Origin of the sequence: Paraburkholderia dipogonis (assembly GCF_046027395.1) — a bacterium.
GTDB lineage: Bacteria > Pseudomonadota > Gammaproteobacteria > Burkholderiales > Burkholderiaceae > Paraburkholderia > Paraburkholderia dipogonis_A.
Genome location: NZ_JAQQEG010000018.1, coordinates 116944 through 139553 on the forward strand (window position 1 = coordinate 116944; position 22610 = coordinate 139553).

Here is a 22610-nt window from a genome sequence, read left to right on the forward strand (position 1 = left end):
GAGACTGAAGCGGGGCGGCCCAGGCCCCGCGATTCATCAAACCTGCACGAGCTTCGGAATCTGCACGTCCGGATTGACGTCCGCTTCATAATCCACGCCCGCGATCTCGAAGCCGAACAGACGCAGGAAATCCGTCTTGTAGCCGCTGAAATCGGTGAGTTCGTAGATATTGTCGTTGGTCACCTGATTCCAGAGTGCCTGCACGCGGTCTTGCACCTCGGGATCGAGTTCCTTGTAGTCCGCGCGCAGACGGCCTTCATCGTCAATGTGCGGCGCCGCGCCGTACAGGCTGTCCTTGTACAGGCCGTAGACCTGCTCGATGCAGCCCTCGTGCGTGCCTTTCTCCTTCATGACCTTGAAGAGCAGCGACAGATACAGCGGCATCATCGGGATCGCGGAGCTGGCCTGGGTGACGACTGCCTTGAGCACGGAAACGCGCGCGTCGCCGCCCTTGGCCGCCAGCTTCTCGCGAATCCCCAACACTTTCTGGTCGAGATCCTTCTTGGCCGCGCCGATCGAGCCGTTCCAGTAGATGTCGTGGGTGATCTTCTCGCCGAGATAGGTGAACGCGGTGGTCTTCGCGCCGTCCGCGAGCACGCCGGCCTCGAGCAGGGCGTCGATCCACATCTGCCAGTCTTCGCCGCCCATCACCGCGACGGTGTCGTCGATTTCTTGCTGGGTGGCGGGTTCGAGCACGGTTTCCTTGATGACTTCCTTGTCCGTGTCGATGCCGCGCAGATTCACGGCACGGCCGACCGGCTTGAGCGTCGAGCTGAATACTTCGCCGCTTTTCGGATGCGTGCGCTTGGGCGCGGCGAGGCTGTAGACGACCAGGTCGACCTGACCGAGATCGCGCTTGATGACCTCGATGGTGCGCTGCTTGACTGCGTCGGAGAAGGCGTCGCCGTTGATGCTGGTCGCGTACAGGCCTTTTTCCGTGGCGAATTTCTCGAAGGCGGCGGTGTTGTACCAGCCGGCCGTGCCCGCCTTGGTTTCGCTGCCGGCGCGCTCGAAGAACACGCCGAGCGTGGCGGCGTCCGAGCCGAACGCCGCGCTGATGCGGGCGGCGAGGCCGTAGCCGGTGGATGCGCCGATCACGAGCACCTTCTTCGGGCCGTTGGCGATGGGGCCGCGTGCCTTGACGTAGTCGATCTGTTCGCGGACGTTGGCCTCGCAGCCGGTCGGATGGGTGGAAACGCAGATGAAGCCACGCACGCGCGGTTTGATGATCATGAAGCACCTCTTGTCGGAATTGGCGACATTATAGTGGGCCGCGATTGTTGCGGGCGCGCCGTAGCGGTTTGGCGGATTGCGATGCGCTGGCGATGCTTCTGCAACGCGCTCGCGGCAAAAAATCGGCTGCCGCCGCGCATCTTGGTAGGATTGCGCCTTTCCAAGCCGACGGTAAGCTAGTGTGAAGCGCTTCATCCCCTCATTTCTGGCGGCCCTTGAAAAAGGGCTGACTCTCGCGAACCCGCTGGTCGCTCAGGCCCTGTGGCACCTGCGCCATCCTACGCGCCGCGGCGTGCTGAAGGCTTGCGCGGCGCTTCCGCTGCTGTTCGTGCTGTATGTGCTGATCCTGATTCCGTTCACGCCGGGCATCGGCGACATCCGCAAGGCCAAGATCGAGCAGCCGGCGCAGATCCTGTCGGCGGACGGCAAGCTGCTGGCCGAATTCAAGCCCTCCAACCGCGAGTGGGTCAAGCTCAAGGACATCTCGCCCAACGTGGTGAATGCGCTCATCGCCACCGAAGATCACCGTTTCTACCAGCATTGGGGCCTCGACTGGCGGCGCACGGCGTCGGCCGCGCTGCATACGTTTTCCGGCGACCGGCAGGGCGGCTCGACCATCACGCAGCAGCTCGCCCGCAATCTCTATCCCGACGAGATCGGCCGCGCGCCGACGCTCACGCGCAAGCTCAAGGAAGCGATCACGGCCTTCAAGATCGAGGCGCTCTATACCAAAGACGAGATTCTCGAGACCTACCTGAACACGGTGCCGTTTCTCTACAACGCCTACGGCATCGAGATGGCGGCGCGCACCTATTTCGACAAATCGGCCTCCGACCTGAACGTGCTGGAAAGCGCGACGCTCGCCGGCATGCTCAAGGGCAACAGTTACTACAACCCGGTGCTGAATCCCGAACGCGCGCTGCAGCGGCGCAATATAGTGCTCGGCCAGATGGTCAAGTACGGCCAGTTGACGCCCGCGGCCTACGCAACATTGAGCCGCCGGTCGCTGCGGATCGATTTCGAGCGCCAGACCGAGCCGCCCGGACCCGCGCCACATTTCGCGCAGCAGCTGCGCAAGTGGCTGGCGTCGTGGGCGGATCGCAACGACTACAACATGTATTCCGACGGGCTGGTGGTGCGCACCACCATCGATTCCCGTCTGCAGACCATGGCGACTCAGGCCGTGACCTTGCAGGGCAACCAGTTGCAGAACATCGCCAATTCGGCGTGGGGCGCTCGCGCGGGCTGCTCGAACGGCAAGGATCTTCTGCAGACTTTCCTGCGTGAAACGCCCGACTACCGCGCCGCCAAAGACGCCGGCCTGACTGATGACGACGCGCTCAAGCGCGTCTCGTCCGACCGCGACCTCGTGAAGTCGGTTTGCGAGTCAAAGACGCGCGTGCAGGCGGACTTTCTCGCGATGGACCCGCGCAATGGCCAGATCCGGGCGTGGGTGGGCAGCCGCGACTTCAGCCAGGATCCGTTCGACCACGTTCAGCAGGCACGGCGCCAGCCGGGCTCGACCTTCAAGCCGTTCGTCTACGCGGCGGCCTTCGAGTCGGGCGCGAAACCCGCCGACACCTTCGTCGACAAGCCGGTGGAAATTCCGCTGGCAGGCGGCGAAGTCTGGCGTCCGAGCGACGAGGACGAGCCGAGCGAGCGCAAGATCAGCCTGCGCGACGGCCTCGCGTATTCGCGCAACCGGATCACCGCCCAACTGATGGAGACGGTCGGCCCGAACAAGGTCGCGCGCCTCGCTCGCGCGATGGGCGTGCGCGATAGCGAACTGGACCCGGTGCCGTCGCTCGCGCTCGGCACGAGCCCCGTGACGCTGAAGGAAATGGTCTCGGCCTACGGCACGATCGCCAACCTCGGCAGCTACGTGGAACCGGTGATGGTGACGCGCATCGAGAACCGCAAAGGCGAGGTGCTCGCCGAGTTCGCACCGGTGTCGCCGAAACAGGAACTGTCCGCCGATGCCGACCGCGTGCTGATCGACGTCATGCGCGACGTGGTGAACCGCGGCACGGGTTCGAGCATTCGCAGCCGCTTCGGCGTGCGCGGCGACGTCGCGGGCAAGACGGGCACGACGCAGGGCAACGCGGACGGCTGGTTCATTCTGATTCATCCGCAACTCGTGGCGGGCGCGTGGGTGGGCTTCAACGACAGTCGCGTGACTCTGCGCAGCGACTATTGGGGCCAGGGGGCGCACAGCGCGCTGCCGATCGTCGGCGATTTCTTCCAGCGCGCGCAGCGTTCGAGGCTGGTCGACAGTCGCGTCAAATTCGCGACCGACCAGGAGCCGGGCTGGTTCGCCGAGCGCTCGGGCAGGTTGCGCCAGTGGTTCCAGAATCTGTTTGCGGGGTCACCGGCGAAGCAGGAGGCGCCGGTTGTGCCGCGCAGCACGACGCGCCGCGCGCCGGCTGCTGCGCCGGTCGAGCCGTCGGCGTCGGCTGTCGTGGTCGAACCGCGAGCGTTGCCGCAGCCGCCTATACTGCCGGCGCCGGGTTCCGCGCCGGCGGCGGCGAGCGGGGCGGTCGACGGTGAAGCACGTGGCGGCGGTGAACCGGCGCTGGCGCCGACACCCACGCCGGACGATGTGGTGCCGCCGGATGCGGGCAGTCCGGCTAACGCGTTGCCGGAGACGTCGGCGGGTGGCCGCGGGTCGCCTTGAGCGAAGTGGCGTAGCCGTGCCGCGCCTTCTCAGGGGCGCGGCAGCCCACGTCCCTACGGCCTCGCCACCTTAGTCCCGCTTCCCACCTCCGGATCCGGAAAACCCGCCGACGCTTCGAGCGAAGCATCGTGATGCAGTAACAGCACGGCCGCGACCCCGACGAGCCCCGCGCCCGACAGACACAGCAGACCGGCGCCGAAGCCGCCGGTGCTGTCCTTGATCCAGCCCATCGCGTACGGGCCGAAGAAGCCCGCCAGATTGCCGAGCGAGTTGACCGCGGCAATGCCGCCCGCCGCCGCCGCACCCGACAGGAACGCAGCCGGCAAGGTCCAGATCACCGGCAGGCAGCCGAAGATGCCGAACCCGGCGATCGACAGCGCGATCATCTTCTGCACCGGATTGTCGAGCCCGGCCGCCGCCGCGATGCCTCCCGCCGCCACCAGCAGCGCAATCGCCACATGCCATTTGCGTTCGAGCTTGCGATCCGAGTGACGTCCCCAGAACACCATGCTGATCACGCCGACGATATAGGGCAGCGACGTCACGAAGCCGGTCTGCAGGTTGGTGAGGCCGAAGGATTTGACGATCTGCGGCAGGAAGAAACTCAGCCCGTAGTTGGTTGCGTTCGCACCGAAGTAGATCAACGCGACCGCAAGCACGCGCGGATTGAACAGCGCCTCTTTCACGCTGAACGTATGCACCGCTTCGCGATGGGCGCGTTCCTGCTTCTGACGCGCGACCAGCCAGCCGCGTTCGTCGTCGGCGAGCCAGGTGGCGTCGGCGGGCTTGTCGGTGAGGTAGGAGAGCACGACGAACGCAAGCACCAGCGCGGGCGCGGCCTCGATCAGGTAGACCCACTGCCAGCCGGCCAGTCCGTGGAAGCCGTCCATCGACAGCAACGCGCCGGAAATCGGCCCGCCGATCACCGTGGACAGCGGAATCGCCGCCATGAAATAGCCGACCACGCGACCGCGATAAGCCGCGGGGAACCACAGCGTGAGCAGGAAGATGATGCCGGGGAAGAAGCCCGCCTCGGCCACCCCGAGCAGAATGCGCAGGGCGTAAAACACGTGCGCGGGGGAGAGTCCCGTGAAGCGCGCAATATCTGGGATATACGCCATCGCGCCCGCGAGGATGCCCCACGTGAACATGATTCGCGCAATCCAGCGGCGCGCGCCGAATTTCTCCAGCAGCAGATTGGATGGGACTTCGAAGAAAAAATACGCGATGAAAAAAATCCCGGCGCCGAAACCGAAAGCACTTGCGGACAGGCCGAGCGCCTTGTTCATTTGCAGTGCAGCAAAGCCAACGTTGACGCGGTCGAGATAGGCAATGAAATAACACAGGATCAGGAACGGCACGAGCCGAACCGTTACACGTTTCATGGTGCGCGCTTCGAGTTCCATTGATGTCTCCTCCGGTTCAGCGTCCGGCTGGTTTAAATGATGTCGATACAGACTAGACGCTGAAGTCCGATTCCGGAAGATTTTTGCGCTATCAGCGATGCAAGCGATGCTGCATGCTCAGGTCCACGGAACGTGAACCTTGTCCAGATTGCGATCGAGCTGGTACGCCGCGCTGATCAGCGCGAGATGCGTCAGCGCCTGCGGAAAATTGCCTAGCGCCTCGCCGCTGGTGGCCACTTCCTCGGAAAACAGGCCGACGTGATTGGCATACGCGAGCATCTTCTCGAACACGAGGCGGCCTTCGTCCACGCGACCGGCGCGCGCCAGCGCTTCCGCATACCAGAACGAACAGGCGCTGAAGCCGCCTTCGATGCCGGGCAGGCCGTCGAGTGTCGTCCCTCGTGTGTAGCGGAAGATCAGCGGGTCCACTTTCAGTTCGCCGCCGATCGCGTCGAGCGTGCCGAGCCAGCGCGGATCGGTCGGGCCGATGAAGCGCACGAGCGGCATCATGAGCGCTGACGCATCGAGCCGCCGCGAATCCGGCGTCTGCACGAATGCGTTCAGTTCCTCGTTCCAGAAGTTCTCGTGGATATCGGTGTGAATCGCGTCGCGCGTGTCGAACCAGCGTTTGAGCGGCGCGGGCAGCGAACGCTTTTCCGCGAGACGCAACGCGCGGTCGACCGTGACCCAGCACATCAATCGCGAATGGAGCAGGGGCCGCAGGCCGTTGCGAAACTCCCAGATGCCGTGGTCCGGTTCGCGCCAGTGGTCGACCACATAATCGACGATGCGCGTCACGTCGCGCCAGCCGTCGTGCGAGATCGCGGCGCCGTACTTGTTGTACAGATAGATCGCGTCGAGCAAAGCGCCGTACACGTCGAGTTGGGTCTGATCGCGCGCGGCGTTGCCGATGAGCGGCACGCCCGCGCCGTCTCCGGTCGAGAGCGCGGCGATTTCGGTTTCTCCAGGGGGTCCCTTGCCGTCGACGGTGTACATGACGTTCAGCGAGCCGTCCGAGTCGCAATGACGGCTGCGCCCCGCGATCCATGTCATGAAATGCCGCGCTTCGCCGGTATAGCCGAGGCGCAGCAGCGCGTACACGGAGAACGCGGCGTCGCGAATCCACGTGAAGCGGTAGTCCCAGCGGCGCGAACCGTCGAGCGCTTCGGCGAGGCCGAAGGTCGGCGCGGCCACGATCGCGCCATGCTCGCTGGAACTGAGCAGCTTCAAGGTCAGCGCGGAGCGCATCACCACTTCGCGATAGCGGCCGCGATACGTGGATTGCGCCGACCAGCTTCGCCAGTAGCGGATCGTATCGGTCAGCGCCGTTTCGCAATCGAACGACTTTTCACGCAAGCCTTCTGCATCGCCAAAAGCGAAGCCGGCCGACTCGCCATTGCTCAGTTCGAATTCGGCGTGCGCCGCGCCGTCGTCGAGCGCGAGCGGCAGGGTGCTGTTGAGGCGCAGTTGCATGCCACCTTCAATGCCAGCGTTTGCAGCGGCGTGGAATTCCACTGCGTCGTCCTTATCGATGTGCGCCGTGTGCGCGCCGCGCGCATAGTCGAAGCGCGGCTCGCAACGCATCCTGAACGCCATGCGCCCGTGCACGACCCGCACGACGCGGATCACGCAGTTGGGCAGCGGCGCGTCGGCACTGGCGCCGCTGCCGTCCTCGGGCACCGGCATGAAGTCCATCAGTTCGCACACGCCTTCGGGCGTCATGAAACGGGTCAGCAGGACATTGGTGTCGGGCAGATACATCTGCTTGACGTTGGCGCCTTCGAACGTGGGTCCGATCGAGAAAGCGCCGCCGCGCGACGGCTCGAGCAGGCCGGCGAAAATGGCCGGCGAGTCGATGCGCGGAAAGCACATGAAGTCGATCGAGCCACGCAGCGAAACGAGCGCCGTGGTTTTCATGTTGCCGATCATGCCGCGCGCGTCGGTCGGCAGTGCTGGTCGGGGTGGGATAGGTCGGTGATCGGGCATGTCTGCACACTCCGTGAAGCGAGCCGAGATGCGCTCACACGGAACCCCCTAGCAACGACTGTGCCGCACCGTTCGCGCAGGCCGTAGGCGGATGAAAAACGCCGTCGAATGATCCGTCTTCCGTAAAGCGCGCCTGGCAGGCGGTCGAATTGATCCTGAGCCGGAGCAGAGCAACCTCGTCCTGAGTGATTGTTCAGCGCCCCGCAACAGTGTTTTCGGTTGGTGAGGCTGATCTCTTACGCGTGATTGCGGATAATTTCATGATTGGTCAATCCGCAAAAATGTGCAGGTGATACATGTTCAACACTGTTTCAGGCGGCATGCCCGAACGGGAGGAGGCATCCGGCGCGCCCGCGGCGCGAAACGCATTGTCGAGACGGGCGCGGGCCTTCATTGCGGTCGTGGCCACGTGCGCGAGCCTCGTGGGCTGCGCCAGCTCCAGCGACGTGGTCGCCACCAGCAAAGCGAATACGTATACGGTCGCGGCAAGCGCTACCGGCGGACGCCTCGCCTGGGCCCGCGCGCATGAACACGCCATGAACGAGGCGCGCGATTACTGTGAGCGTCGCGGCATGCAGACCAGCGTGACGACGGAAACCGTCAGCGGCGTGCAAGGGCTGACGGAGCATGGGTCGTCCATGAATTTCGAATGTCATCCGAAGTTCTAGGCGTGAATTGACCGGCCAGTTATGGTGCGCGTGCGGGGTCTCGGCCGCAGCGGGCCCGAGCGACGCAACGTGCGTGCGCATGTCGAAGCCGTCGGCGGTGGGTCTCAACGGCCGTGCATGCGAATGCATCGGAATGAGTCGGCACGCAGGCAACGCGGCCGCGAAAAGGCGCAGCGCTCGCGTGCCTGTCTGCCGGCTCATCCTGTCACGTCAACCCAGTCACTTCTTGTCGAACGTAACAAGATTCTTGTCTTTCGTGTCAGCCACGAAGATCGCCAGCAGCTTCGCCGGTTCGGCATCGCTCGCGTTTTCGCTGACCGTGTGATGCACGCCGGGCTTCTCGGTCCAGTATTCACCGGCGTGGTAGACGCGCTCTTCACCGTCGTTCACGCGGCTGCGGATCGCACCCGACAGCACATAGCCGACCACGAACGCCTGGCCATGCCGATGCGAGGGCGACTTGGCGCCAGGCGCATAGTCGACGACGAGCGCCGTGATCGTCTTGCCGGGCACGTTGGCGATCGCCTCAGCAAAAGCAGGCGTAATCGTCTCGTGCGGCGCGGTGGCGTCAGCGGCATATGCGGACTGTGAGGTCCCCAGAATAGAAAGGCCGGCGAGCGAGGCCGCCGCGATCAGTGTGCGGATTTTCATGCTGTAACTCCTGACAAAACATCATGGTTTTCAAGGCTCGACTCTGCAGACGACGACCCCCAGCTCGACGCCACCGCGTCCAGTTCGGCGCGGGCGCGCTGAAGCGCTTCAGTGCGCGCTTCGGGATTCGCAAACTGCAGCGGCTGGGCATCGACAAAGCTCGGATCGGCGACGCCGAGAAAGCCGAACGCAGCCTTCAACGAGGGCGTGAGCGCATCCATGCCCGCGTAAGGCGAGCCAGGACGCAAATCCGCGCCGCGGCTCGTAATGAAGAGCACCTTCTGCCGTGAAAGCTGACCGACCACGCGGCCGTCGTCCGCATTCACATAGGTCAGACCCGTACGCGTGACGCTGTCGATAAACGCCTTGAACGCGGAGGGCATCGACCAGTTGTACATGGGCATGGCGAAGACGAACGCGTCGGCGGCGAGCAGGCGTTGGCACAGCGCGTCCGAGCCGGCCAGCGTCGCCTTCATGGCAGGCGTGCGATCCTGCGGGGCCGTGTACGTGGCAATGGCGAAAGCCTCGGTGACGTGCGGCGGGGTGTCGATCGTCACATCCAGATAATCGACTTCGAACTCCGCGCCTTCATCGCGCAGGCGTTCCAGAAAATAGTGGCTCAACGCGCGGGAGTTGGATCGCTCGCGTTTCGCGCTGGCGTCGACGTGCATGATCTTCATGATTTCCGTCCTTCCATTAGTGATTTAACGTGAGGGCAGATTAAATGTTCGACTGGCTTTGTGAAATGACCGATTTTGGTTAAATCAAGGTAACCACTTTTCGCCCTGTCGATAGTCGTGAAGCGGCGCGATTATGCACGCGACTGAAACAGTTATATGTCGAAATCGATCTTTGACAATATCTGACTTTGCAGATAAAGTTCAACGCATCGAACAGGGAGGCATGAATGAACCACTACACGCCGGAAAATTTCAGCCTGACGCAGAGCGTGGGTTTCTCGATCAACAAAGCACGTAACTTGCTGATTGCCGAAATGGACACTGCGTTGAAGGATCTGGACATCACCAGTCAGCAGATGGGCATTCTGCTGTCCGTGCGCTGGGGCGTCGCGACCACGCCGTTCGAACTGTCGCGGCTGCTCGGCATCGACACCGGCCTGATGACGCGCATGCTCGACAAGCTGGAAGCCAGGGGTTTGCTGGAACGCTCGCGCAGCATCGAAGACCGCCGCGTCGTCAACCTCGAATTGACAAAAGAGGGCGACGCGATCGCCGCGCAGCTTCCTTCGATCGCACCGGTGGTGCTGAACCGGCGCCTGAAGAGGTTTACGAAAACCGAGTTCGACGAGTTTCGCCGTCTGTTGAACAAGTTTCTCGCCGAGTAGGCGAGGCCAGGCAAACATGCTGCGGACGCTCGCAGCGTTTTTTTTCAACCATATATCTGACAAGTCAGAAAATGAAACCACAGTTAATTCCACGGATAGCCGGGTCGCGGGTCGCGAAGGCTGGTGTGACGGTGATCGTCGCGGCCGTGCTGTCCGCTTGCGCGAATTACGCCGGTATCTCGAGCGACAAGCAGATGGCGCAACCGCAGACCTACGCGACTCAACAAAGCATTCCGCAAGACAACGGTCATTGGCCCGCCGCCGATTGGGCCGGCCAGTTCGGCGACGCCCAACTGAAGGCCTTGCTTGCCGAAGCACTGAAAGGCAATCCATCGGTCGAGCAGGCCCGGTCCCGCGTCGCGGCCGCCGCTGCATACAGCGACACGGCCAAGGCGAACACCATGCCGCAAGTCGGCGCGACCTATTCGTTCACGCGTCAGCAGTACTCAGGCACGGCGCTCGTGCCGCCGCCGTATGGCGGTTCGTGGCAATCGGAGAACAAGGGCTTGCTGTCCGCTTCCTACGATCTCGATCTGTGGGGCAAGAATCGCGAAGCGCTGAAAGCCTCGCTGTCGCAGTTGCAGGCGACCCAGGCGGACGAGGAAGTCGTCAAGCTGTCCCTCACGTCGGCCACCGCGCGCGACTATAACCAGCTTGCGCGACTCTATGCGTTGCGTGACATCGCGCAGGAAGAAATCACGCAGCGCGAACAGATCGACCGCATTACCGCCGGCCGCATTGCAACGGGTCTCGACACGCAAGTCGAACGCAAGACGGCCCAGGCGAATCTCGCCACCAGCCGCGCGACGCTCGCTTCGATCGACGGCAGCATCCTCACGACGCGCTATCAATTGGCCGCCTTGCTCGGCGCCGGACCGGACCGCGGTCTCGCCATCACGCGGCCGACGCTCGGCGTAGGCGACGAAGTGCGCCTGCCCGACAACCTGCCAGCCGATCTGGTAAGCCGCCGCCCGGACCTGGTCGCGGCGAAATGGCGCGTCGACGCGCTCACGCACGACGTCAAGGAGGCCAAGGCCGAGTTCTATCCCGACATCAATCTGAGCGCCGCGATCGGTCTCGACGCGTTCGGTTTCGGCCGTTTCCTGACGGCGGCAAGCCGCACGGCGTCGGTCGGCCCGGCGATCCATCTGCCGATTTTCGACGGCGGTCAATTGCGCGCGCAATTGAAAGGGCGCTACGCCGATTTCGACTACGCCGTCGCCACGTATAACCAGACGCTCGTCACCGCCTTGTCCGAAGTCGCGACGCAACTCGCGCAAATCCGTTCGACGGACGAGCAGCTCACCGACGCGCAAGCCGCCCAGCAAGCCGCCCGTGGCGCTGATCAGTTGGCGCTCACGCAATACAAGGCCGGCCTCACGAATCAGTTGACGGTGCTGAACGCCGACACCACCGCGCTCGCCGCCGACCAGCAGGTCGCGAATCTGAAGATGAACCGCCGCGATCAGCAGATCGCATTGGCCGCGGCGCTCGGCGGCGGTTATGTCGATAACGCCGATTCTGTCGCCAGCAGCGGCGCCGCCGTTCCAGCAGCATCCGCCAATCCCGTCGTCGCGGCCGCTCGCTAAGACGCCATCGCGACACTTTGCCAATCTGTCAGGACCCACATCATGAGCGACACGATCAACACCGGCCGCGCGAAGGCGGACGCGGACCAACCCCTGCAAACGCAGGCCCCCACGAAGCGTAAACTGCTGCTCTCCGTGCTCGCGGCCGCCGTGGTGCTGGCCGGCGCGGGCTACGGCGCGTACTACTTCACGGCCGGCCGCTACTATCAGTCCACCGACGACGCGTACGTGAGCGGCAACCTCGTGCAACTGACGCCGCAAGTGAGCGGCACGGTGGTCGCGGTCAACGCCGACGACACGCAGATCGTCAAGCAGGGCGCGCCCATCGTCACGCTCGACAACGCCGACGCGAAAGTCGCGTTGTCGAATGCGGAAGCGACGCTCGGCCAGACCGTGCGGCAGGTGAGCGGGCTGTACGTGAACAACGATTTCTATGCGGCGACCGTCGCGCAACGTCAATCGGATCTGGCCCGCGCCAACGACGACCTGAAGCGTCGTCAGGCGGTGGCCGAAACGGGCGCGGTGTCCGGCGAGGACATCGCCCACGCTCGCGACGCCGTCAGCTCCGCGCAGGCCGCGCTCGATGCTGCCCGTCAGCAGGCCGAGGCCAACCACGCGCTGACCGATCGCACGTCGATCGAACAGCATCCGAACGTGCAGGCCGCGGCTTCGAAAGTGCGCGACGCCTACCTCAGCTACGCGCGCAACACCTTGCCCGCGCCCGTGACCGGCTACGTCGCGCGCCGCTCGGTGCAGGTCGGCCAACGCGTGGCGCCGGGCACCCCGTTGATGGCGATCGTGCCGCTCGACGGCGTGTGGGTCGACGCGAACTTCAAGGAAGGCCAGTTGAGGCACATGCGCATCGGCCAACCCGTCACGCTCACCGCGGACGTGTACGGCTCCAGCGTCAAGTATCACGGCCGGGTCGTGGGCTTCTCGGCTGGCACGGGCGCCGCATTCGCCGTGCTGCCCGCGCAGAACGCCACCGGCAACTGGATCAAGGTCGTGCAGCGTCTGCCGGCACGGATCCAGCTCGATCAAAGTGAATTGAATGCGCATCCGTTGCGGATCGGCCTGTCGATGCAGGTCGACGTCGATACCCACGAGGAAACCGGCGCCCAACTCGGCGCGGCGGTCAACACCTCGTACCACACGGACGTATTCGCGCAATACGGCGATGAAGCCGACGCGGAGATCGCGCGGATCATCGAGCAGAACATGCCGGCGAAGCGCGAAGTGGCCGCGAGCACCACGCAGAAAAACACCGCACGCAAGGCAGGCTGAACCCGCGGCCATCGAGCGCCGTTTTTTTTCGCGTATTTAACTGATAAGTCAGATAGTTTTGCCTTCCTCGACAGGTGATGAAATGAATGGATCGACGAAGCCCGCCACGCTGCCGCCACTGACTGGCGGCAAGCTGGTGCTGGCGACGCTTGCCGTGGCGCTCGCCACGTTTATGAACGTGCTGGATTCATCGATCGCGAACGTGGCGATTCCGACGATCGCCGGCAATCTCGGCGTTTCGGTGGACGAGGGCACGTGGGTGATCACGCTGTTCGCCGCCGCCAACGCCATCGCGATTCCGTTGACCGGCTGGCTCGTGCAGCGTGTCGGGCAGATCAAGTTGTTCGTGTGGGCGATTCTGTTGTTCGTGCTGTCGTCGTGGCTGTGCGGGATTGCGCCCAATCTGCCGGTGTTGCTCGCCGCGCGGATTCTGCAGGGTGCGGTGGCGGGTCCGTTGATTCCGCTGTCGCAAGCGATTCTGCTCGGCTCGTACCCGAAAGAAAAATCCTCGACCGCGCTCGCCTTGTGGGCGATGACCGCGACGGTCGGTCCGATTGCGGGCCCGGCGCTCGGCGGCTGGATTACCGACAGCTACTCGTGGTCATGGATCTTCTACATCAACATCCCAGTGGGCCTGTTCGCGGCCGGCGTGACGTGGGCGATTTATCGCACCCGCGAAACCCCGACGAAGCGTTTGCCGATCGACAAGGTCGGCCTGCTCTCGCTGATCGCATGGGTCGGCTCGTTGCAGATCATGCTCGACAAAGGCAAGGATCTCGACTGGTTCAACTCGCCGGTGATCGTCGCGCTAACTGTGTTCGCGGCGATCAGCTTCGCGTTCTTCGTGATCTGGGAGTTGACTGAAAAGAACCCGATTGTCGATTTGCGGTTGTTCGGCAAACGCAATTTCCTCGGCGGCACGGTCGCGATTTCGGTGGCGTATGCGGTGTTCTTCTCCAACCTCGTGCTGTTGCCGCAATGGATGCAGGCGTATTTGAACTACCGTTCCGTCGATGCCGGTCTGGCCACCGCGCCGCTTGGCATCTTCGCCGTGATTCTCGCGCCGGTCATGGCGAAGATCATGCCGAAGTCGGATGCGCGGGTCCTGGCGACGCTGGCTTTCGTCGGTTTTGCCGGCGTGTTCTTCATGCGCTCGAACTACACCACGGGCGTGGATACATGGACGCTGGTTTTGCCGACGCTGTTGCAAGGTATCCCGACGGCGCTCTTCTTCGTGCCGCTGACCGCGATCATTTTGTCCGGCCTTGCGCCCGACCGGATTCCGGCCGCGGCGGGCTTGTCGAACTTCGCGCGGGTGTTCGCCGGCGCGGTGGGCACGTCGCTGGCTTCGACGGGATGGAACGACCGGACGATCCTGCATCATGCGCAACTGGCCGAGCAGACGAGCGTGAACAATCCGACCTACACGTGGGCACTGGATGCGCTGCAAAGTTCGCTGGGAGGCAGTCAGGCCCAGGCGATGGCGTTCTTCGAACGGTCGATGAATACCCAGGCGGCCATGCTGGGATTGAACGATATCTTCTGGCTGTCGGCGGTGATCTTCGTACTGATCATCCCGTTGATCTGGGTGACGAAGCCGGATCGCGCCAGTTCGGCTGCGGCGGCGGGCGCAGGTGGCCATTGAAGGCGGTACAGGCGGCGAGCGGCATGGTTACCCGTATTTACTATTGCCCGTTCGCCGCCTACGATAGATTGAGGTTTCAGCCTGACGACGCACGCGATCGCTGTGGCTGAGATCAGATAGCCGGTTGACAAACCGGCTTACAAATTGACTTGCAAAAGGTTGAGGGCGAACCGGTGCAAGCTTTCCGACAGGCATCGTCGAACCATGAGCGACCTGGCTCATCGCGGTGACCCGAGCGGAAGACCCGACTGCAGCGCGCGACGTTCGTTGCCAGAAAAAATACCGCGCGGTTCGAGGTCTTTCGTTGTTCCTGTGCGTCTTACGGCACTAACATCTTGCGGGAGAGCGCCATGATTCGCGCCGAACGTCGGATCGTATTCGCGGCCATTGCGGTGTTCGTCGCGCTGGGTGGCATGGCGATGGTCATTCACGGTGTGTTGTTCGACATTCGCAATGCCATGTTATATGGCGGGATCTCGCTGGTGCTCGGCGTCGCGGTGCTGGCGCTGATGCTGACGCCGCGACCGACGGATAGCTCCTGAAGTCAGGCAGCCAACAGCAAACTGAAATATTGCCGAGCCAACGAATGCGGCGCGCCACCGGTTTTCCGGTTGGCGCGCCGTGAGTTTTGCATCGGCCGGGCGGCAACGCGCCGGCCATCTTGCGCAGACCGTTATTCCGCCGCTGCGCCGTGATTGCATCCCGCGTGATGGACGTGACCTGCCTGGCCGTCGTCCCATGCCGAGCCGAGAATGATCTTGCAGAAATTCAGCCGCTTGTAGTTGGGATCTTTCATCTCGAGCACGTCGGCTTTCACGTTGCCGAACGTGGTTTCGGGTTTGCTGATCGTGCCCTGCGCGAACGCATCGATGATCAGGTTCTTGAAGTCCTGCTCCCGCGGATGCGCGGCCACCACGCTGACGCGTTGCGCGTCGTCGAATTCGTGATACCGCATGCCGAGCACGTCCATTTCCACGCCCGCGGTCACCAGCGAGACGACCGGCTTCAGATGCTCGGGGACGCCCGGCGTAGTGTGAAGCGCGATCGACAACCAGACCTGTTCGATGTCGTACTCGTTGACGCCGTGGCTCTTGAGAAAGTCGCGCGCGGCATTGGCGCCGTCCACTTCGAAGCGATCCGTTTTGCTGCTGTAGCCCGGCGTGAGGCCCATGTCATGAAACATCGCGCCGATGTACAGCAACTCGGGGTCGTACGCGAGGTTGCGGCGCGCGCCCGTCAACGCACCCCACAGGAACACGCGGCGCGAGTGATTGAAAAGCAGATCGTTCTCGGTGTCGCGGACCAGATCGGTTGCTGCTCTCGCGAGACGGCTGTCTGGAATCTGAATGCCGGCAATGGTCGTACTCATCGAATTTCTCCTGGACAAAGATAGTGCCTCGTGAGGCGATGGACTTCGTGTCGTTCGAGCGATGCCCGGACAGCGTGATGGATTCGCTGTGAGCACCGCGCGGTGATGTCCAAGTATCCGTCGGAGTCGTATCGGGGTGAGTGGCAATCGACCAGTAAAGCATGCCAGTGATACGCTGTTTTCTGCCATCCGCGCCTGGTGCGCGGTGGCCGGCAGTTCATGACGCGCTCGTGGTGCAACCGCCGCTTATTTCGCCGCCAGCGCCGGCCTGCTGCCGAGCAGCGCCCACTGGCCGTTCTCGACGACGAGGTTGACGCTCTTGACGCCGATCACGCGGCGCGTGGCCGGATCGAAGGTCGCCTTGCCGAACACGACGCTCGGCACGTCATGCAGCTTCGGCAGCGCATCGCGCACGGCGCGGCGATCGGGGCCGCCGGCGCGCAGCGCGTAGGCGGCGATGATCGTGGCGTCGTAGGCGAATGCATTGAAGGCGTCGGGTTGGTGGTGATACTTTGCTTCGAAGCCGCGCACGAAATGCTGGACTTCAGGGCTCGGGTCGCCGGGGAAGAAACTGGTGTTGGTCGTCACGCCGTTCACGGCGTCGCCGCCGAGTTCCATGAACTTCGGCGAATACACGGAGCTTGCGGCCACGATCGGCAGGCTGATACCGCTCGTGCGTGCCTGCCGCGCGATTTGCGCGCCGTCGGAGTAGTACGAGATCAGTACGAGCGCGTCGGGATGCGCATCGCGCGCGCGCAACAGCGTCGCGCGAAAATCCTTGTCGGTGGGCTGGTAGCCTTCGGCGGCCACCACTTGCGCGCCACGCGCAGCCGCCGCCTTCACGAACACGTCCTTGCTGGCGCGGCCCCAGTCCGTATTCTGGAACAGCACGGCGATCCGCTTGAAACCTTGCTTGACGGCCAGGTCCGCGAGCAACGGTTGCGCGTCCGACTGGCTGACCGACGGGCTCCAGATGAAGTCGCCGCCCTTGGTGAAGTCGGGATGCGAGTTGGTAAAGCCCAACTGGACGAGGCCGGCTCGCTGATAGATCGGCGACGCCGCCATCGAAGCCGGGCTCGAGAAGTCGCCGAGTTCGATCAGGATGCGTTTGTCATCGACGAATTTCTGCGCGATGCCGACCGCCTGGCGCGGATCGCTCTGGCTGTCTTCGAACACATACTGCAAGGGATGGCCGTTGATGCCGCCCTGGCTGTTGATTTCGTCGAGCGCGAGGTCGAAACCGGCTTTCCATTGCGCACCGTATTGCGCGTTCGGACCGGTCAACGGACCGCTGACGCCGAAGAAAACCGGCTCGCCGCTGGCCGGCGCCGCATACGACACATGGTGGAAGGAGAGGGCGAGTACGGCGGCGCCAGCTAATGCGAAGAATCGCCGGTACAGCGCAAGTGAATGCGAGGTGGACATGAGTGGTTCCCCGGAAAATGAGTCGGACTCCGAGTCTCCAACGCATCGCATCGCGCGGCAACGAAGCGATTGGCATATCCATATTCGCTGGCCGGCGCGCCGTGACGTCAACGCGATATGAAGCTTAAGACTGCGCCGGAAAGACCGGCTCGCCCAGCGTGAGCATCAGCCGGTTCGCCCAGGCAAAGATCGCAATCGCATGGCTCAGATCGAGAATCTGCGTATCGTCGAGCCCCACCTGGCGAAGCGCGTCGAGCGATGCGGGGTCGATCGCTTCCGGATGCAGCGTGAGATCGATCGCATAGCGCGCGATGGCGCGTTCACGTTCCGTCGTGCCGGCGGTTTCGGCGTCGGCGAAAATCTGCTGGATCACGTCGTCGCGTTTCGCGAGTTGCTGAAAGCGCTGCGCATGCACCGAGGCGCAATATACGCACCCGTTGATGCGCGACACGACCGTGCTCGCCAGCTCGCGCTCCGCGCGTGACAGGCCGCCGGGCGCATACATGATGCTGTTGAACGCGCCCGAGCGCTGCCGCAGGATTTCTGCTTCGTGCACCAGCAGCAGGTAATAGTCGGACGTCTTTGCCTGCGGGTGACTCGTCTCGAGTACGGCAGTCTGCGCCGGCGTTGCCTGCGCGAGCGGGACGACGTCGAGCCATGCACGCCAGCCGAGTGTCTGCGATGTGAAGCCGTGATCTGCACTCATGCCTTTGCCTCCAATGCGCGCAATGCAGCGACGACTCGCACCTGATGGGTGATGAAAGCGACGAGCTGCGCGAGCGCGACGATGGCGCGCGTCGTCAGGCCGGCGGTTTGCAGTATAGAGAGCGCTGCCTGGCCGCTCGTAGCGGGATGCAGGACGAGGATTTCGGTGTGAGCGAGGATCGCCGCGAGCCGCTTGTCGGCATTCGTTTCGAATGGAAGCTCGCGATGCTGCGCGATGGCATCGAGCAGCGCGTGTGTCGCGGCACTGTCCGCCGCGTCAAGCGCCAGCAGACGCGCGCGATAGGCCTGCGCGGATTGATCCGCGCGCGACAGCCGCGCCGCGTGCCATGCCACGAACAGCCGCTCGCGAAGCGTCAGGTCGGTGACCTCGCTCGAAAAAAGCGCGTCGTGGCTGCCTTGCGTATAGCGTGTCGCGTCGGCGCGGAAGACGCGTAGCGCGGCGACGTGGCCGTCGGGCACGAGTCCCGCTAACTGTGCAACGAGGTCGTCGCTCGCGGCAGGCGATCGATGGTCGGGCAATGAAGACATGAGGTGTCGGTCCGTCAGAAGGAGTGGTCAGGCAGTCGTGTCGATGGGCCGGGCGTGGGCATCGGCGTCGGTCCATTCGTCGCCGGCGAGTTCGGCGGTGTCGAACGCCTGCAGCGCGGCGAAATGCGTTTCGCGGTCGGCGTCGAACAACATCGCGGCGATCGCGCGTGCCAGACGTTGCGCGCCGTCGCTGATCGCGGGGATGTCGCCGGCGATCTTGCCGTGTGTCAGGCTCGCCGCGTGATTGAAGCAGTGGATGCGCGCCAGTGCCGGACAGCTACCCGGAATGCGCTCCTGAAATGCGAGGTTGCGATCGAGGTCCGGCGAACTGGCGAGGTCGTCGTTCGGCAGATCGGTTGCCGGGGAGAAGCGGTCGCGCCAGCGGCGCACGTGCGGCGCGATCAGGGCGAACTCGTCGCGCGTGTCGGGTTCCGAGTGAAAACCGGTGGCGAAGATCAGGTAGTCGAGCGCGTAACGACCCTTCGGCGTATTGACGACGATCGTCTCGCCTTCGTGATGCACCTGTGTGAGCGGACTCGCCAGATGCAGCCGCGCCTGCGGATGTCGTGCGACCCGCAGCACGCTGTCGCGCGGCGGCGGTGCCTGAGTCTGGGCGGAATAGTGCAGAAAGCGCCACTTCCACGCGTCGGGCAGACTTGCGAAACCATGAACGAGTCCGGGGCTGCCGATTCCGGTCAGCTTGTTGATGCGCGGCAGCGCATCGCGGCGCACGAACAGATCGACCTGTGCCGCGCCGGCTTCGAGCGCGCTCGCGGCATTGTCGAATGCCGATGCGCTCGCGCCCACCACACCGACACGTTTGCCGCGCAAGGCGGTGAAGTCGATCGCGTCGGATGAGTGCGCGTAGAAACGCGTGGGAAGATCGCGGGCCACTTCGGGAGTGAACGGGCCGCCCAGACCCTCGCGGCCGGTGGCGAGCACGACGTGGCGGGCTCGCACGGTTTCGCGCCGAGCGCGGCTGCTATCGCCAGCCGGGCCGTGCAGAAGATCGAGTTCGAGCAGGCCGTCGCTGCGCGTATGCAGTTTCGCGACGCGCGTGTCGTTGCGCACCGGCAGATCGAGCACGCGGCGATACCAGCGCAGATAGTCCATCCATTGGGCGCGTGGAATCTTGTAGAGCGCGCTCCACTGCTCGCGGCCGAACTGCGCTTCGTACCATGCGCGAAAGGTCAACGCGGGCAAGCGCAGCGCGGGGCCGGTCAACTGTTTCGGCGAGCGCAGTGTCTGCATGCGTGCATACGTGACCCATGGGCCTTCGTGACCGGCCGGCGCCTGATCGAACAGTTGCTGGTTGTCGATACCGAGCAGACGCAACTCGGCGCTCGCCGCGAGTCCCGCCATGCCGGCGCCGATAATCGCGACGTCGAGCACGCGTTGCGCGTCGACACTGCGCGCCGGCACCCAGGAAGGCGCAGGCAATTCGAGCCAGCTCAGGTCTTCGCGAAGCCGGGCTTCGAGCGCGGCCAGTCCGTCGGCGGCGTGTGGAGGATTCGTTGCGGTCATGCCGTGACTCCGGTGTCGCGGTGAGTAGAAGAAGCGGCGTCGTCGGCGTTATCCGCGCGATCCTGTGCGACCAGTGCGCCGTGGTGGGACGCCGCGTGACGCACGGCGCCGGGCAGCAGCGCGCGCGATACGTCCGCCAACGTGTCGATCATGGCGTCCACCTCGCTAGTGCGCGGCCGGCCTGACAGCGTCACGACGCCGTACAGAAACGGAATCGGCACGTCGAGCGGTCTCACCTCGACGTCAGCGAGACGCATGCCGAACGCCGTCACCGGATCGACAATGGCGACGCCGAGCCTTTCCTGCGCCGCCATCATCGCGTTGAGCGACGCGTTCGTTTCCAGCGCCACGTGAAGCTCGACGCCGGCCTGATCGAACGCGCGATCGATCCGGTTACGCAGGCGATAGCGGTTCGCCAACGTCGCGACCGGCTGGCCGGCAAGCTGGGCAAGCCGCAGCACGGCATCTTGTGCCAGCGGATCGTCGCGATGCAGAACCGCGACGCACGGCGCTTCGATGATGTAGTGCACGTCGAGGGCGGCATGATCGAGCGGCAGCGTCGCGATGCCGATATCGGCTGCGCGCGAGAGCAAAGCCTGGACGACCTGTTCAGCGGAGGCACTGCGCAGTTGCGCATCGATACGAGAGCCTGCCGGCGCGTGTTGTTGCGTCAACCGCGCGAGCGCGCGCGGTGCCAGTGCCGCTGCAAGTGCAGGCGTCGCGACAACGCGCAGCGGCATGGGCTCGTCGCGGCCAATGGCGCGCGCGCTCGCACGGATCGCCGCGAGTCCGATCAGCGAGCGCTCGACCTCGTCATACAGCAGAAACGCGCGCCGGGTCGGCGTGACACGCGGACCTTTGCGGTCGAACAGCGCATAGCCGATCTCCTGTTCGAGGTCCTGGATCATTCTCGTCACGCCCGGTTGCGAGCGGCCGAGCAACCGGCCGGCGCCGGTGATGCTGCCCGTCGACATGACCGCCGAAAACGCTTCGAGTTGATGCAGCTCCATGCGATGCCTCATCCATGTGGTGGGTGCATTTTAGAGGCGGTTGAATGCGCGATTCTTATAATAAATTCCGCTATGCAATTGACGGAAGTTGCAGTGCGCTGCCGCGTGAGCCAAATCCGGCGACAGGTCGGCCGCATCCGTAGATCACGGAAAAGCCCATGAAACAAGGGGTTTTGTGCCGTTATCAGCGCATCGCACAACCCTCGGCGCGTTAGCTACCTAGCCGTTTTCATAAGCTTTGCGCTCGCGATGGAATAAGCTTTGACGCTTATCTTCGTTGGCCCGCTTCCGGGCGACATGGTTACATCGGCTCACTCTATTTCATGGCGTGAGAACAGCATGTCGATTCTGTGGACCAACAAGCGCGGCGCCGCCCGCACACTGCTTCAACTGTCCGGCGCATTGACGATTGCGTTCGGCGGCACCATGTCCGCGGCCAATGCTGCCGATCCGTACTGGGTCGGCGTGACCGGTCCGCTCAGCGGCCAGGACGCGCAATACGGCGAGCAATGGAAGCGCGGGTTCGATCTCGCGCTCGAGCAGATCAACGGCAACGGCGGCATCAACGGCCATCCGCTCAGCTACGACTTCGAGGACAGCCGCAGCGATCCGCGTCAGGCGGTCGCCATTGCGCAGAAGTTCGTCGACGACAAACGCATCCTGCTCGAACTGGGCGATCTGTCGAGCGGTGCATCGATGGCCGCGTCGCCGGTTTATCAGCGCGCCGGTCTCGTGCAGTTCGGCTTCACCAATTCGCATCCCGACTTCACCAAGGGTGGCGACTACATGTGGAGCACGGCGATCAGCCAGGCCGAAGAACAGCCGATGCTCGCGCGCTACGTCACCAAGGGGCTCGGCTTCAAAAAGATCGCCGTGCTCTATCTGAACACCGACTGGGGCCGCACGAGCAAGGATATCTTCGCGAAGGCCGCTACGGCGAACGGCGCACAAGTGGTCGCGGCCGAAGCGTATCAGCCGAACGAGAAGGACTTTCGCGCGACGCTCACGCGCGTGCGCAGCGAAGAGCCCGACTCGATCGTGTTGATCTCGTACTACTCCGACGGCGCGCAGATCGTTCGCCAGGCGCGCGCGGCGGGTGTGCGCACGCCGATCGCGGCGGTCGGCTCCGTGTATTCGCCGAAATTCCTCGATCTGGGCGGGGACGCCGTGAACGGCGTCTATACCGAATCGAATTTCTTCCCGGGCGACCCGCGTCCGGAAGTGCAGAGCTTCGTGCAGCGCTACCGCGCGAAGTACGGCGCCGAGCCGGACACCTTCGCCGCGCGCGCCTACGACGCGATGATTCTCGCGAGCGAAGTGATTCGCCGCTACGGCGCGGACCGTACGGCCGTGCATGACGGTTTTTCGAAAATCAGCGACGTGCCGAGTGTGATCTTCGGCAAGTTCAAGTTCGATCCGCAGACGCGCCGTGTGGCCGGCGCGAAGAACCTCGACCTCGTCGTCAAGGACGGGAAATTCGCCTTGTGGGACGGCGCGAGCGCCGTGCATGCGCAATGAGCGAACGCACGAACATCTTGGGCCACGGG

At 63.9% G+C, this 22610-nt stretch carries 19 protein-coding genes; 8 read left to right on the forward strand and 11 right to left on the reverse strand.

Going from position 1 to position 22610, the window contains the following annotated elements; genetic code table 11:
* Positions 1 to 36: 36 nt before the first annotated feature.
* Positions 37 to 1233, reverse strand: coding sequence for an enoyl-ACP reductase FabV (fabV, locus tag PQR32_RS19735; RefSeq protein WP_408230410.1), 1197 nt, complete (start codon positions 1231 to 1233; stop codon positions 37 to 39).
* A gap of 181 nt (positions 1234 to 1414) precedes the next feature.
* On the opposite strand from fabV, the gene PQR32_RS19740 reads away from it, so the two are divergent.
* Positions 1415 to 3907, forward strand: a complete 2493-nt coding sequence (locus tag PQR32_RS19740; RefSeq protein ID WP_408230413.1) for a penicillin-binding protein 1A — start codon at positions 1415 to 1417, stop codon at positions 3905 to 3907.
* 53 nt (positions 3908 to 3960) lie between these two features.
* On the opposite strand, the gene PQR32_RS19745 is transcribed toward PQR32_RS19740, so the two are convergent.
* Both PQR32_RS19745 and PQR32_RS19750 read right to left on the reverse strand, forming a co-directional pair.
* Positions 3961 to 5313, reverse strand: coding sequence for an MFS transporter (locus tag PQR32_RS19745; protein ID WP_408230416.1), 1353 nt, complete (start codon positions 5311 to 5313; stop codon positions 3961 to 3963).
* Positions 5314 to 5430: 117 nt separating this feature from the next.
* Complete coding sequence (locus PQR32_RS19750) at positions 5431 to 7299, reverse strand: glycoside hydrolase family 15 protein (protein ID WP_408230419.1); 1869 nt, start codon at positions 7297 to 7299, stop codon at positions 5431 to 5433.
* A 296-nt stretch (positions 7300 to 7595) separates the two neighbouring features.
* Between PQR32_RS19750 and PQR32_RS19755 the strand changes: the two genes are divergently transcribed.
* On the forward strand, positions 7596 to 7967 hold the full coding sequence (locus PQR32_RS19755; protein WP_408230422.1) for a hypothetical protein: 372 nt from the start codon (positions 7596 to 7598) through the stop codon (positions 7965 to 7967).
* A gap of 219 nt (positions 7968 to 8186) precedes the next feature.
* Here the strand turns inward: PQR32_RS19755 and PQR32_RS19760 are convergent, their stop codons facing one another.
* Both PQR32_RS19760 and PQR32_RS19765 read right to left on the reverse strand, forming a co-directional pair.
* Positions 8187 to 8618 (reverse strand): cupin domain-containing protein, encoded by a 432-nt coding sequence (locus PQR32_RS19760; RefSeq protein WP_408230425.1) that lies wholly within the window; start codon positions 8616 to 8618, stop codon positions 8187 to 8189.
* Complete coding sequence (locus PQR32_RS19765; protein ID WP_408230428.1) at positions 8615 to 9298, reverse strand: FMN-dependent NADH-azoreductase; 684 nt, start codon at positions 9296 to 9298, stop codon at positions 8615 to 8617. The genes PQR32_RS19760 and PQR32_RS19765 overlap by 4 nt, the downstream gene beginning before the upstream one ends.
* 227 nt (positions 9299 to 9525) lie before the next feature.
* On the opposite strand from PQR32_RS19765, the gene PQR32_RS19770 reads away from it, so the two are divergent.
* From PQR32_RS19770 to PQR32_RS19790, 5 genes are all read left to right on the forward strand, one after another.
* On the forward strand, positions 9526 to 9963 hold the full coding sequence (locus PQR32_RS19770) for a MarR family winged helix-turn-helix transcriptional regulator (protein WP_408230431.1): 438 nt from the start codon (positions 9526 to 9528) through the stop codon (positions 9961 to 9963).
* A 71-nt stretch (positions 9964 to 10034) separates the two neighbouring features.
* Positions 10035 to 11552, forward strand: a complete 1518-nt coding sequence (locus tag PQR32_RS19775) for an efflux transporter outer membrane subunit (RefSeq protein WP_408230434.1) — start codon at positions 10035 to 10037, stop codon at positions 11550 to 11552.
* Positions 11553 to 11594: 42 nt separating this feature from the next.
* Positions 11595 to 12836, forward strand: coding sequence for an HlyD family secretion protein (locus tag PQR32_RS19780; protein ID WP_408230437.1), 1242 nt, complete (start codon positions 11595 to 11597; stop codon positions 12834 to 12836).
* Between the two features lie 82 nt (positions 12837 to 12918).
* On the forward strand, positions 12919 to 14481 hold the full coding sequence (locus PQR32_RS19785; protein ID WP_408230440.1) for a DHA2 family efflux MFS transporter permease subunit: 1563 nt from the start codon (positions 12919 to 12921) through the stop codon (positions 14479 to 14481).
* Between the two features lie 350 nt (positions 14482 to 14831).
* Positions 14832 to 15023 carry a DUF2964 family protein gene (locus PQR32_RS19790; RefSeq protein ID WP_134456050.1) on the forward strand — a complete coding sequence of 64 codons (192 nt, stop codon included), beginning with the start codon at positions 14832 to 14834 and terminating at the stop codon, positions 15021 to 15023.
* 131 nt (positions 15024 to 15154) lie between these two features.
* Here the strand turns inward: PQR32_RS19790 and PQR32_RS19795 are convergent, their stop codons facing one another.
* From PQR32_RS19795 to PQR32_RS19820, 6 genes are all read right to left on the reverse strand, one after another.
* A complete protein-coding gene (locus PQR32_RS19795; RefSeq protein ID WP_408230444.1) occupies positions 15155 to 15850 on the reverse strand; it encodes an HD domain-containing protein in 696 nt (231 codons plus the stop codon).
* A gap of 246 nt (positions 15851 to 16096) precedes the next feature.
* Positions 16097 to 17275, reverse strand: coding sequence for an ABC transporter substrate-binding protein (locus PQR32_RS19800; protein WP_408230447.1), 1179 nt, complete (start codon positions 17273 to 17275; stop codon positions 16097 to 16099).
* A 124-nt stretch (positions 17276 to 17399) separates the two neighbouring features.
* Positions 17400 to 17981, reverse strand: a complete 582-nt coding sequence (locus PQR32_RS19805; protein WP_408230450.1) for a peroxidase-related enzyme — start codon at positions 17979 to 17981, stop codon at positions 17400 to 17402.
* Positions 17978 to 18529, reverse strand: coding sequence for a CMD domain protein (locus PQR32_RS19810; protein ID WP_408230453.1), 552 nt, complete (start codon positions 18527 to 18529; stop codon positions 17978 to 17980). The genes PQR32_RS19805 and PQR32_RS19810 overlap by 4 nt, the downstream gene beginning before the upstream one ends.
* A gap of 27 nt (positions 18530 to 18556) precedes the next feature.
* Entirely contained in the window at positions 18557 to 20053 is a 1497-nt protein-coding gene (locus PQR32_RS19815; protein WP_408230456.1) for an NAD(P)-binding domain-containing protein, read from the reverse strand.
* Positions 20050 to 21063 (reverse strand): LysR family transcriptional regulator, encoded by a 1014-nt coding sequence (locus PQR32_RS19820; RefSeq protein WP_408230459.1) that lies wholly within the window; start codon positions 21061 to 21063, stop codon positions 20050 to 20052. The genes PQR32_RS19815 and PQR32_RS19820 overlap by 4 nt, the downstream gene beginning before the upstream one ends.
* Positions 21064 to 21402: 339 nt before the next feature.
* Here PQR32_RS19820 and PQR32_RS19825 point away from each other — a divergent pair, with 339 nt between their 5' ends.
* A complete protein-coding gene (locus PQR32_RS19825) occupies positions 21403 to 22581 on the forward strand; it encodes an ABC transporter substrate-binding protein (RefSeq protein ID WP_408230462.1) in 1179 nt (392 codons plus the stop codon).
* Positions 22582 to 22610 lie beyond the last annotated feature (29 nt).